This window comes from Cyclobacterium qasimii M12-11B, from assembly GCF_000427295.1.
GTDB classification, from domain to species: Bacteria; Bacteroidota; Bacteroidia; order Cytophagales; family Cyclobacteriaceae; genus Cyclobacterium; species Cyclobacterium qasimii.
The window spans coordinates 179240-192327 of sequence record NZ_ATNM01000191.1; the positions used below are offsets into that span (position 1 = coordinate 179240).

9 protein-coding genes and 1 pseudogene are annotated in these 13088 nt (G+C 36.4%); 2 read left to right on the forward strand and 8 right to left on the reverse strand.

Translation table 11 applies throughout. The annotated features are described in order from the left end of the window. Window positions 1-123: 123 nt before the first annotated feature. The 4 genes from ADICYQ_RS23405 to ADICYQ_RS23415 all read right to left on the reverse strand — a co-directional run bounded on the left by ADICYQ_RS23405 (window position 124) and on the right by ADICYQ_RS23415 (window position 4008). Entirely contained in the window at window positions 124-870 is a 747-nt protein-coding gene (locus ADICYQ_RS23405) for a sensor histidine kinase (protein ID WP_152520520.1), read from the reverse strand. A 95-nt stretch (window positions 871-965) separates the two neighbouring features. Next, window positions 966-1166 carry a PAS domain-containing protein gene (locus tag ADICYQ_RS30520; protein WP_161625626.1) on the reverse strand — a complete coding sequence of 67 codons (201 nt, stop codon included), beginning with the start codon at window positions 1164-1166 and terminating at the stop codon, window positions 966-968. Window positions 1167-1420: 254 nt separating this feature from the next. Next, window positions 1421-2977, reverse strand: coding sequence for a sialidase family protein (locus tag ADICYQ_RS23410; RefSeq protein WP_040417873.1), 1557 nt, complete (start codon window positions 2975-2977; stop codon window positions 1421-1423). Window positions 2978-3564: 587 nt separating this feature from the next. Next, window positions 3565-4008, reverse strand: a complete 444-nt coding sequence (locus ADICYQ_RS23415; RefSeq protein ID WP_146946857.1) for a hypothetical protein — start codon at window positions 4006-4008, stop codon at window positions 3565-3567. Between the two features lie 385 nt (window positions 4009-4393). On the opposite strand from ADICYQ_RS23415, the gene msrA reads away from it, so the two are divergent. Further along, window positions 4394-5488 (forward strand): peptide-methionine (S)-S-oxide reductase MsrA, encoded by a 1095-nt coding sequence (gene msrA / locus ADICYQ_RS23420; protein WP_020889371.1) that lies wholly within the window; start codon window positions 4394-4396, stop codon window positions 5486-5488. Between the two features lie 260 nt (window positions 5489-5748). Here the strand turns inward: msrA and ADICYQ_RS23425 are convergent. Together ADICYQ_RS23425 and ADICYQ_RS23430 are read right to left on the reverse strand one after the other, a co-directional pair. Beyond that, window positions 5749-6473 (reverse strand): annotated as a pseudogene (locus ADICYQ_RS23425) (LytR/AlgR family response regulator transcription factor). Next, complete coding sequence (locus ADICYQ_RS23430; RefSeq protein WP_020889374.1) at window positions 6470-7543, reverse strand: sensor histidine kinase; 1074 nt, start codon at window positions 7541-7543, stop codon at window positions 6470-6472. Before ADICYQ_RS23430 ends, ADICYQ_RS23425 begins: the two are co-directional and overlap by 4 nt. 293 nt (window positions 7544-7836) lie before the next feature. On the opposite strand from ADICYQ_RS23430, the gene ADICYQ_RS23435 reads away from it, so the two are divergent. Then, complete coding sequence (locus tag ADICYQ_RS23435; protein WP_020889375.1) at window positions 7837-10344, forward strand: TonB-dependent receptor; 2508 nt, start codon at window positions 7837-7839, stop codon at window positions 10342-10344. Between the two features lie 187 nt (window positions 10345-10531). Here the strand turns inward: ADICYQ_RS23435 and ADICYQ_RS23440 are convergent, their stop codons facing one another. Both ADICYQ_RS23440 and ADICYQ_RS23445 read right to left on the reverse strand, forming a co-directional pair. Further along, window positions 10532-11659: a glycoside hydrolase family 130 protein gene (locus ADICYQ_RS23440; RefSeq protein ID WP_020889377.1), complete on the reverse strand. Its 1128-nt coding sequence runs from the start codon at window positions 11657-11659 to the stop codon at window positions 10532-10534. 4 nt (window positions 11660-11663) lie between these two features. Beyond that, window positions 11664-13082: an OmpA family protein gene (locus tag ADICYQ_RS23445; protein WP_020889378.1), complete on the reverse strand. Its 1419-nt coding sequence runs from the start codon at window positions 13080-13082 to the stop codon at window positions 11664-11666. Window positions 13083-13088: the final 6 nt, after the last annotated feature.

The following is a 13088-nucleotide window of genomic DNA, read 5'->3' on the forward strand; positions in this document are numbered from 1 at the left end:
TTCTAGTATAGTTAGGTAACGGATCAAAGGAGAAAAAAAATCATTTTGATCCAAATAAATTCAAAAAAAAAATTACTCGTCTCAAATATAATAGGAAAACTGATTCTCCAACCGAAGTCTCAATTATTGGTTTTTAAAATAAATAACAAACTCAGTTCCTTTATCTGGTTTGCTCTTGACCTCTATTCTACCACCAAGGGCAGTAACATAATTGTGAACCAAATACAATCCTATACCCTGGCTTTCTTCATTGTTATGAAACTTCTGATCAAATCCAAAAATCCTCTTTTCCACTTTCTCCATATCGAACCCTATGCCGTTGTCTTTCACTGAAAGACCGGTAATACCGGCTTTAGAAAACGAAAATATTTTAATTACTGGATCTATATCAGGTCTGGTATACTTAATGGAATTAGAAATAAGATTTAAAAAAAGACTTTCTAAATACGATTTATTGAAATCAACCGTGGGTACTTCAGAAAAATCCGAAATAATATTTGCGTTGGAGTTTTTAATTAATGACTTGATGGCGCTTGTTGATTGATTCAACAACTCTTGAAAAGATAGCGTTTCAACCTTAATAACCAGTAATTCTTCTTTCTTAAGAGAGGTAAGAAATTCATCAAGATGGGTTTTTAGCCCTTTCGTAGATTTCTGGAGCATGTCCACTATTTCTAGATTCTCCTGGTCTTTTATTTTCTCAAGGTCTAAAAGTTCTATAAGAGCCATTAAATTATTGACAGGAGACCTCAGATCATGAGAAATAGTGATGGTCAATCTTTTAAGCTTTTCATTTGTACTAGAAAGCTCTTTGATCAACTCATTTCTTTTGACCTCCATCTCCTTTTTGGGATTTACAAGCCTCGCCATTCCAAAAATTAACTTTTTTTCAGGTACGAGTTTTGAAGTCCATGAAAGCCATAATATTTCTCCCGACTTGGACAAATACCGATTTTCAAAATTGTTTAACGAAGTGCCTTTTTTAAATTTTCTCTGATTTGATGAGTAGACTCCTTGTCATTAATATGAATAAAATCATTAAGCGGTTTATTTACCAATTCCTGCTCTGAATAGCCTAGAACCTTTTGAAATGCAGGATTAATTTTTACAAAACATCCATCAAACCCCACCAAGCAAAGTAATTCGGGCGATAAATTAAAAAACACATTAAAATCAAAAATCTGCGTTCTGCACAATTTCCTAAATAATACCTATTGAATTTAAATCATTACCCTTTACATAAAGAAGGCATGACTATCAAATATAACTATTTATAAAAAAAAGAAACAGAATTTTATTTTTTTCTATAATTAAAACAATTAATTCTAGAAAAATTCTGTTTTCAATGTTTTTATGTTTAATAAAATTATCAAAATTTACAACGTGTTATTTTAAAATGAGATAGGATTAAAGGTACTTTTTATTGCTGTTCTAATGAAACAATTTCAGAAATCGGTAAAATCTGAAAAGTCATATGTGCTTGACTACTTTCATATATTATACCCAGATTATCCTCATCTATCATGGTCATACAACTATAACCCCAACCCTTTTGAGCATCCAATAAAACTTGATTGGCATACGGCCAGGTAAGCCCCTCATCATGGCTTGCTTTCACAGTGATATTATACCTACCATCGGTGGCTGATGGGTTAGAAAAAAGCAACCAATTCTGGTTGTACCTGATAAGACTTGCCATGCAAATTGGCTCAATTAAAGCACTTCTGTTGGAAGGGTGTTCTTGCCAGGTTTTACCCATGTCTGACGTCGTTAAAACTGCTCTTGAACCACCTCGGTCATCTCTCATATTTAACATTAAATCGCCATTCAACAATTCTACAACCTGAGCTTCAGTGGTTTTTGATCTCGCGCCAGTCCCTACCTGCCAGGTTTCTCCTTGATCTTGACTATAGATAATGGTACTATGTGGTATTTGTTCGTTGTCTTTATATTGTGCGGCAAAGACAAGGGTGCCATCTTTCATGCTAATGCCCTTTCCAGGCCCATTGAAAAACAATTGCCAGGAAGAATCCTTCATCGGTTGTGTAATATTTAAGGGCTTGGTCCAAGTCAGGCCATCATCTTCAGATTTAACAATCATCAGTTGCCCTGTTTCCTTAGGGGTCAGACCAGGTTCTGAACTTCTCCATGCTGCTGTCCCAGGCTTACCATGTAGCCAGAGAGCCACAACATAAATGTCCCCGCTAGCTTCATCTACTAAAATGGAAGGATCCCCTATACCATTTTGGTTCTGTGGTAACCCTCCCCATTCTACCATATCCATAATAATCTGCATCGGTTCCCAATTATTGCCTCCATCTACACTTCTACTCAAACCTACATCTATGTCACCCTGCAAATCAGAAGAGTCATCATACCTAACATCATAAACAGCCATTATCGTCCCAGACGTGCTCGTAGCGAGGCCAGGGATTCTAAATGCTGCTACCCCATCGTCCCCTTCATTTCGTAGTGCTTTACCTATTCTGTAAGCAAATGTATTTTGCTGCCCAGCAGGTCTTACTTTTTCCCCAGAAACTTCAATCATGGGTATTTGAAGGGAAAACCTGCTTTTAAGAGGTGTATCTTCAGGAATGGTCACTTTAACAATTAGCTCTATTGTTCCAGGCAGTAAGCTTTTGTCCTCGAATAACCTCCACCTATTTTCTCCTTTGAGAAATTCACCTTGAAGTGATTCCTCTATCCCTTCCTTATTGACCATATCTATTGACAAATCTGTAAATTCGGCATCAGATAGTATTGCGATTTCAAGGCTATTTAGAATATCCTCATTTTTTGATTCCAATTTAAGCCTTGCTATAGGCGTCGTTTTCCCTTGTATTACAGGAACATAAATCTGTTCAAAAGTAATGTTATCAGAGATGGGAAAATCCTTTTCTCCACCACAAGAAATAAAATTCATCAGAAGAGTGCAAACCAATAAAATTTTGAGTTTAAAAACATTCTTTACTTTCATAACACTGATTTTTCTGCGAAAACGATTTGAATTGCTTATATTGATATAAGTTTAATAAGAAAGATGCAATGGCCAATCTATTATTTGATGGAATTACTTCCTTTGAAAGATCATGAAACCCTATCACATTCTTCGAATTTAAAGATAATCCAAATTTTTTGTAAAAATTGAATATTGGCACATGGCCCGAAGGTAATTTTAATCATTCTCACTCTCTTGGGACAGGCGTTAGCTTTTGGTTTTCTTGAGTTGATATACTTAATGACTATCATGAAAAAATAAAAAGTGAAACTTTTGCTCAATTATTGAAAGTGCTAAATAATTGGGGGAAAGTGGTTATCATTTCCACAACCTTTTGTGATATAATTCCACTAACACTTTTTCTATATGATTTAAAGAAGTCCGAATTGAGTTTACTATTTATTGATGCTGTCATTGATCAAATTGATTTTCGTGCTTTTTAGGATAGACAATATCTTGGGGATTTCTCCATGGAAAACACAAGCTTAATGGTTAAATAAAAAAGGCTATTCCCCTAAATATATTAAGAGAATAGCCTAGCAGGTGTTATTTAAAGCAACAAAAACTTATATATCATTAAGTTCATCTTTTAATTTTTCAAGGCTTTTTTCTGCCTCTTTTTCTAACATTTCAAATTCTGATTTAATTTGAACTTTGCGTTTATCTGAAGCTTTTTCGAATTCTCTGGCCTTCACTTCGAGGTTTCTCATATTTTTATCTGCTGTTGCCAGAAATTCATTAATCGTGGAATTGGCCGGTTCAATCTGGTTTTCTTGAATCTCCTGCTTCAAATTTTCCAGCTCTTCCTTTAATTCCGTTTGCTCTTCAGCAATCTCATCCTTAAAGGAATTCATGGTCTCACTCAATTCTCTATCGGCTTCGGCGCTTTCTTCTTTCACCTCATTCTTAGTGTTTTCTAAATGATTCTCAGCAGTTTTGTTTTCACTACATGAGGTAAACATTAAGGATAACGCTACTCCGGTACTGAAATAAATTGCATTAAATTTCATAATTGTTGTTGGTTTAATTTCAATAATGATATTTACTTTAGCTCTCCACAATTAGAATGAGCCAAAGTAGTTAACTGCTTTAAATTGTTCAAAAACGATGCCATTACCCGTAATGCAAAAGAACAGTTGATCTCGATCAAATTTAAAATAGCCAGCATTTATACCTTACCAGAAATTACTGCGCTTATAAAGCCGTAAAAGCATATTTATCTGATGGCTTAAACCTAAATAGTATTGATTTACGTATGTTAAAAAGTGAATGCCAGGGGTGATTTAAGGTGAAAAAAAATCAAAACGATAGTCCTGCTCTAATTTCCTGGCAAATCTAAATTGAACAATTCTTGTGTATATCCCGTTTTTACTCTGGATTAAAAAATATTAATTTATGAATTATCCTATGAAATCAATGGTAGCGGCCTTTGCGCTACTTTTAGTCGCTATTACTTCGTGTAATGGCTCGGAGAAATCCGATGAAAATAATAAAACAGTTAATTTAGCCTCTTATCCTGGAAACACTGAAAAAGCTACTTTTGCTGGTGGCTGTTTTTGGTGTATCGAATCTCCATTTGAAGGCATCGATGGTATTCTTTCCGTAGTTTCCGGATATGCAGGTGGCAAAGAGAAAAACCCTACCTACCAGCAGGTTTCTTCAGGCAAAACAAGCCACAAGGAAGCCGTTCAGGTAACTTATGATCCGGATGTTATCAGTTATAGTGAAGTTATCGATATCTTCTGGCAACAATATGACCCTACTGATGATGGAGGTAGTTTTTATGATCGAGGAAGCCAATATCAATCAGCGATTTTTTATCACGACAACAAACAAAAGAAAGTAGCAGAATCACTAAAAGAGGGAATTGATGATTCTGGAATCTTTGATAAACCTGTAGCTACTCCTATTGTCAAGTTTACCAATTTTTATCCTGCTGAAGAATACCACCAGGACTACTATAAAAAAGAGCCTGCCGCATACAAATCTTACAGGGTAGGTTCAGGCAGAGACCGTTTTATTAGTGATCATTGGGAAATTCCAAAAGAAGGCAAGTATCCAAAACCTTCGAACAAAGATCTGAAAGAAAGGTTAACCAAGCTACAATATCAGGTTACCATGGAAGATGCTACAGAACGCTCATTTGATAATGTTTACAATGGGAATAAGGAGTCTGGTATTTATGTATGCATTGTCTCAGGCGCTCCGCTATTTAGTTCAACTGATAAATATGAATCTGGATCAGGATGGCCAAGCTTTTCTAAACCTATAGACGCAAGGTACCTGGAAAAACCTACCGATAGAGGCCATGGAATGGTAAGAGTAGAAGTAAGAAGTAAATTTGGTGATTCCCACCTTGGGCATGTATTCAACGATGGTCCCGATCCTACAGGTTTGAGGTATTGTATGAATTCTGCCGCAATGAAATTTATTGCTAAGGATGACATGAAAGCTGCTGGATACGAGCAATTCATGTGGAAAATAAAGTAGAAGACTAAACCAACAACTACCATAAAAAGGCTTGAAAAATAAATTTCAAGCCTTTTTCAATTTAAACTGAAATAGAAATACACTTTCTTGAAACCTCATACCGATCAAATCCCATAATGAAATTGTAATCAATAGGCATTGGAGGGACTTGTAGCAGAATTAGTTGCTGAAATCCACGGACAAGAAGCCTGTCACCCATTTCGCCACATCAATTGCCCTCAATGAAGGTCTAGCAGTGACAATTTATATTTGGTCAATTATCAGTTGATCCATTTATTAATAAACTGCAAAAAACCTTCTTTATAACCTTCGCTAACACTAATATTCATAATACCCATATTCACAGTACTTTTACTAATACTGATAATTTGGTCAAGTGAAATAATAAAGGAGCGATGAACCCGCATAAACTGTCCTTCTGGAAGTAATTCTTCCATGCTTTTTAATGTCGTTAAGGAAAGCAATGGTGCATTTTTTCCTACCAAATGGACTTTGACATAATCTTTATACCCTTCTACCAGTACAATGTCTTTTAACATTACTTTCACCAGTTGGTATTCGACCTTTAAAAAAATGTAATCTTCTGCCGTTGTCTGGTTGGTAACCGTTTGTTTTTCAAAATATTTAAGGGCTTTTTGACTGGCATTTAAAAACTCTTCATAGCCAAACGGCTTCAGCAAATAATCCAGTGCATCTACCTTATATCCTTCTATGGCAAATTGATTGTAGGCGGTGGTGAAAATAATTTTAGGAGATTGCTTTCCTTTTCTTCCTTCCAAGACTCTAGCCAATTCCATCCCTGTTAAATCAGCCATCTGTATGTCTAAAAACATGAGGTCAACTTCATGTCCATTGATATAGGACAAGGCATCCAAAGCACTATCAAATTTTTCTTCCAAAACCAAAATCCGGTTTTGTTCACAAAGTTGCATACTAGATCCAATGCCAGTGGCTCATCATCTACGACAACACATTTGATTTTCATGCCAAATCTATTTTTAATTGCGTTCGGTATTCGTTTTCAGGATTGTCCTCATCAATCGTCAATTTACATTTATTTCCATAAATCAAATCCAATCTTCTTCTGGTATTGGTAAGTCCTATTCCACTACCCAACTCTTCTTTGCTTTTAGGGTTTGCTGGAAATTTCAAATTTACAGTTTTAAGTTCAAGAACTTTTCCTTTTTGGCTTACAAAAATCTCTATTTTACTCTCTAATTTGGCACTGACACCATGTTTAAAACAATTCTCTATAAATGGCAGTAAAAGCATCGGTGCTATTGGTATGTCTTCCGTCTTTTCCTGAATTTCTAAATTCAACTTCACTTTATCAGATAACCTTAAGCGCATCAACTCCACGTAATCTCTTATAAAATCAAGTTCTTTACTCAAATACGTTGTATCCTTGTCTGTTTCATAGAGCACATAACGCATCATTCTGGAAAGCTTTAAAATCGCTTTCTGGGCTCTCTCGACATCAATATTTGTTAATGAGTAGATGTTGTTAAGCGTATTAAAAAAGAAATGTGGGTTTATCTGTGCTTTTAAGTAGGACAACTCAGAGGTAACTTTTTCTTGCTCCATTTGTCTTCTAAGACCGGCATCTATTTGCCATTTTTCAATGACTACCACACTTGTGCTTATTCCTAAACCAAACAATATCAGTAGTATGGTAAACAAATCATAACTAAAATTCCTTGGCTTAGGCAAATAGGGTTTTTCAGGCCTGAAAGAATTGTGCATCAATTCAGGCAGATTAACAAGGTTTTCAAATTGTATGATTATAAGCAAAAACAAAAGGGTAATTGATATGCCCACACCAACAAAGGCCCAGGTTTTCCCCTTAAAAAGCAGCCTGGGCACCATCAAGTACATGTTGAGGTAAAAGCCAACCATAAGAAAAAAGAGCGTCAGGCCTTGTTTGAACCAGTATTCAATTGGTAAGTCTACCTTCCACGATAGCGGGCTTACTACAAAAATCACAATGGCTATAAATACCCAGACCAAAACGTGGATAAGTAGCGTAATTTTTCTAGGCTTAATTGAATTTGTCATAATGAATAAATTTGGAGTTTGGCTACTCCGAAATGTAATAATCCGATATAAACATAAAAGAAAGATATTAAAAGAAATTTTTAAATCTACCAAATGGGATAGAATACCGCTCAATAGCGTAAATCAATCTATAAACAACATACAAAATACCCCAATTTAATTTAGTCTGATGATATGCGGTATTTGTCGATGGAAAAACCTTACCTATCTATTGCGTTTTTTAATTTGATAAGAAAAAATTTTCTTTGTTAAGGTATTTAACGACTTATATCTAATTGGAAAAATATATACAAATGAAAGGGTTAACCAAACTATTATTAATTTCGATTATATTCCTGGCTGTGGGATCTTTAGACAGCTTTGGCCAAAAGGCTACTGAGAAAAAAGAATTTAAAATCTCAGGTAAAGTCATAGACAAGGCGACAGGAGAACCTATCCCATATGCAACCGCATTTTTGAAAGAAGCAGCAACTGATGCTTCAGTTGCTGGAGGGGTTGCCGATGACAATGGCGAATTCTTTTTCAATGTAAAAACAGCTGGGAAATATAAGGTAGAACTTAGTTTTGTTGGCTATGACTCCTTTGTGAGAGGAGATGTGGAAGTAGGGCCAAATACACCATCTTTATTTTTAGGCAATCTTGGTCTTAACGAGTCTGCTGTTTCTCTTGAAGAAGTTACCGTACAAGGCCAACGGAATTTGATAGAAGAAAAAGTAGATCGAACCATTTACAATGCCGAGAATGATAAAACTACTGCTGGTGGCGATGCTTCCGATGTTTTACGAAGGGTACCAATGCTGACAGTAGATTTGGATGGAAATGTCTCCATGCGTGGTAGTAGTAATATTTTGGTGCTGATTGACAACAAGCAGTCTGCTATTGTCGCCAACAATATTGCAGATGCTTTAAAACAAATCCCTGCTGAAGAGATTAAATCTGTAGAAGTAATTACTTCTCCATCTGCCAAATATGATGCTGAAGGCACCGGCGGTGTAATCAATATAGTTACCAAGAAGAACAAATTACAAGGAGCTTCTTTGAACATCAACACTAGTGCCGGTTTGAGAGGATCAAATCTTGGTTTAAACGCAGCATTGAAAAAAGGTAAAATGGGTTTTTCATTAGGTGGGTTTGGCCGTATGGGTTACAATATTTTGGGTAGCTTCGAAAATGAGCAAACACTTCTTTCTACAGATGGTCCTGCCACCAAAATTCTTCAAGGTGCAGACACAAGAAATAACATGATGTTTGGAAGGTATAATTTTGGCTGGGATTATGAGATCAACACCTATAATTTCATGACCACATCTGTTAGTTTCGGTCTAAGAAATATGAGAATGAATCAAGATGGTCTTTATACAGAGACTTATATAGAGGACATGCTGGACAATGTTTTATTAAGGGACGTAAAAACAGACAACCTTTCAAACAATGTAGATGTCAGTTACAATTACACTAAATCGTTTGAAAAGAAAGGAAAAGAAATTAGTTTCTCAGGCCTCTATTCAAGAAGCAATCGTACCAACGACTTTGTCAATAGTCTATACAATGATTCCTTTGATCAAATCATTAGTAGAATAAAAAATGACAATGACAACCTAAACGAAGAGTTTACAGTCCAGGTAGATTATGTAACACCTCTTGGGTCAAAAGATGAACAAATCATTGAATATGGTGCTAAAAACATCCTTAGAAAAGCGACCAGTGATTTTGCTTATTTCCGTGCGGAAGGTGCTGATGGGGAATACATAGAAGATGAGGATGTTGACTTATCCAATCAGTTTAATTACAACCAAAATGTTACTGCTGGATACCTGTCTTATACCTTGGGATTTTTAGAACATTATACCTTGAAAACCGGTATTCGATATGAATACACAAATATAGATGCGGACTTTCTTGCTTCGGACTCACCTACTGACATTCCTTCCTATGGAACAGTAGTACCTAACATGAACTTTGGAAGAAAATTAGACAATGGCAATATGTTAAAAGCCGCCTATAACAGAAGAATTCAAAGACCTTCTTTGAATTACCTTAATCCAAATATAGAAGCTGCCAACCCACAGCAAATTACTCAGGGTAACCCATTATTGGACCCTGAAATGACTGACAATTATGAATTGTCCTACAGTACGTTTATCAAAGGGACTTCACTCAATTTCACCTCCTATCTAAGGAATACTACAGGTTCAATTCAGCCAGTAAGGACGATCCAGGATGATGACGTTATCTTTACTACTTACGATAATATTGGTAATGAAAGGGCCTATGGTTTGGGCATTTTTTCAAATGTTAATATTTCAGGTAAATTTTCTTTGAACGGATCCATTGATGGGTATTTTTCTCAATTGGACAATGGATTAACAGATCCCCAATTAAGAGCCCAAAATGATGGTTTTGTAATAAGTGGAAGGTTGTTTGGTAATTACACCTTGCCGAGAGATTGGCAAATTCAAGCCTTTAGTTTTTACCGTGGAAGGAGAGTACAACTTCAAGGTTCAGCAGGGGGTTTCGGTATCTATAGCTTAAGTTTGAACAAGCAATTTGCCGAAAAGCGTGGAAGCATAGGTTTTGGAGCTGAAAACTTCTTCACTCCTGAGTTTAAAATGAGAAATGAGTTAGTAACGCCTACCATCACCCAAAGCAGTGTGACGGGAATGAAATTCATGAATTTCAAAATAAACTTCTCTTACCGAATAGGCAAATTGAGTGTTGATGGTGGAAGGAAGAAAAAAAGAGGTGTTACCAATGAAGATTTAAAAGAAAGTGAAGGTGGATCACCAGCTATGATGAATTAATCACGTTCATTTTAATAAGAACTAATCATAAAAAAAGGGAGGGTTTCCAATAGGAAGCCTTCCCTTTTTTTATGATTAAAAATGTCAGAAAACTAAAACCGAAATTGGCAATAATCCTTCTATGTGGCGATAAAATCAATAACCATGGTTTTAATAAAGTAAAATGAAGTACGTTGAGTTTTAGGGATCAATTTCCCTCATAAACAGCTACTGCAATTTTGGAATCTGCCGTGCCATAGTATAAAAACCATTTCCCTTGATAAGGAACCATGCCCTCGATAAAACATACCAAATTAACCTGTCCCTCTGTTTCATAGGGCTTTTCTGGCGTCAAAAAATAAGTTTCAGACCTATCGATTAATTTACCTGGATTGTCACTTGCAAACAAAGCCTGGCCTGCTGAATAAGTACCAGGAGCAAGTGTTGTATCTCGTTTCTCATTCTCTCCCAGATTCATTCCATTGTACAAGAGTAGAATCCCTTCCTCTCTTAGTAGCGCATATGGACCAGCCTCAACTAATCTGCTATCAAAATATCCAGGTCTGGGTTTAAGCACTGATTTGAGACCGCCTTCTTCTAATAATGGACTCCAATTGATCAGGTCTTCAGAATAGGCCAGAAAAAGGTCTGTATCCCCAAAATACATCCAGTACTTCTCATTGATTTTCTTTGCAATTACCTTGTCCCCTTTTCTCTCAGCCACTATAGCACCTGCTTTACTCCAGGTATCTTTCCATTTTCCTTTCAAAACCCGACCATGTTTTTTCCAGTTTTTTAAGTCTACCGAAGTAGCTAACATAAGCCGAGCGACTTCCCCATCATAACTTGTATAAGTCAAGATATACCTACCGTCTTCAGCCTCTACTATCCTTGGGTCTTCTACTCCACCATCCCACTCCAATGCTTTTAGGCTGTCGTTATCAGGGTAAAAAATTGGCTCAGGTAATTTTTTAAAGGTTAGGCCGTCATCACTTAATGCAAGGCCAATTCTGGAAGTTCCATTATTGCTTCCAATACTGTCCTCTGCCCGATACAGAAGGTTAATCAGACCATCTTTAACTACTGCGGCAGGATTGAAAACATCCTTTTCTTCCCATTTTACAGGCATTCCTAAAATAGGACAGGTAAAGGTCAGGTCTCCTGGATTAAGAACGGGGTTTTCTTCATCCGCTTTTACAAATGGTCGCATTTCCCAAGACTTTGTGTTCAAGTGGGCAGCGATGTCATCATTGTTCCCCTTCTCCTTGCAGGATAGAGTAAAGATAAAAATTAATACTATCCATGCGGATAAATAAGCTTTTTTAATATCAGTCATTTTCCTAATCCTTAGTAAGCACAAATATCTCAACTCTTCGATTCTTTATTCTACCAGCCAAATTAGAATTGGTTGCAATTGGTTTTTTCCCTCCCCAACCTTTCGTTAACAACCTGACCTCAGGAATTCCTTTTTCTAACAAGAGGTCCTTTATTTTATTTGCCCGCGCCAATGACAATCTCGCATTAACTCCTTCATTGCCATAACTATCCGTATGCCCTTCTATAGAAATAATCTTTTCAGGATTTTCCATCAAATAGACAGATAACTCATCCAAAATCGTCAAAGATTCTTTATTAACCAACTCAACGGAACCTCTTTGAAACAATAAATCTTCTAATACAAGCCCTTTCCCTGCCGCGAGGGTATCCAAATTCTTCGATAAGGTTCCACCAATAGATTTTTCCAATGGTGATTCAGTGTTGCTATTTACACCATTATTAGTGGGAATTACGGCCTCATTTTTAGCAAAAGCGGAACTATCAATAATTATTGTTTCGGGCTCATTGCCCAGATTGTTACGCTGTTCGAGGAAGGAATTGGTGCTTTGCATGGAAGCTTTTCCATTAAAATAAATATTCCCAAAACCATCACTTGTTTGGGTATTGGTGTAAAAAAAACCTCCGTTTTTTCTATCAGGAAGGTAATACATATCCATTCCAGCCATTTCTGAAAACCCTAATAATTCAGGTTTACTCCAATTTCCCCATGAATCATCCAATCGCTTACTGAAGTATATCTCAATGCTTTTTTCGCTATCAGAAGCATTGGTAGAAAAATAAAGCGTATCACCATTTAATGTAATTGCCGGGCTTAGTTCCTGGCTAGCTGTATTTAAAGTGGTTCCAAGGTTTAATGGTCTAGTCCAGGAATTGCCATTTCTCTTAGAAACATAGATGTCTTCATTCCCATAACTTCCATAGGAGTCCATTGATAAAACCATATAGGATCCACTTGGATCCAAGGCTGCACTAAAGTAATCGCCTTTGGTTTTAAACCCGGGCAATTGCATTGGCTCATCTCTACTCCATCGAACACCGCTCCATTTGTATCGCTGAATTACCTGTTGATTGTTAAGATTGGCATGGTAAACAAGCGCAATATTTTCGTCTATAAACCCAATAAGCAAGTCATAATATGGAGTAGATATCTCAGGAACTGACTGAGGTGACATAAAGACTCCTTCCTTTTTTGGTGCAAACCAAATATCACCTGAGTCTCTTTTACCTCCTTTATTATTTGGGTGAAAGGCCAAGGTAAAATATAGGCTTCCATCAGGCGCTAAAAGTGGTTGTTGCTCGTCGTATTCAAGGGAAAAAATGCGTTTTAATTCCGTGGTTTGTCCCTCAGATTTATGGATAACAAAAAGAGCAAGCACTAAAATAGTGCTTGCTCTTAATAATATAACAAAGGTTTTATTCATCTTAAA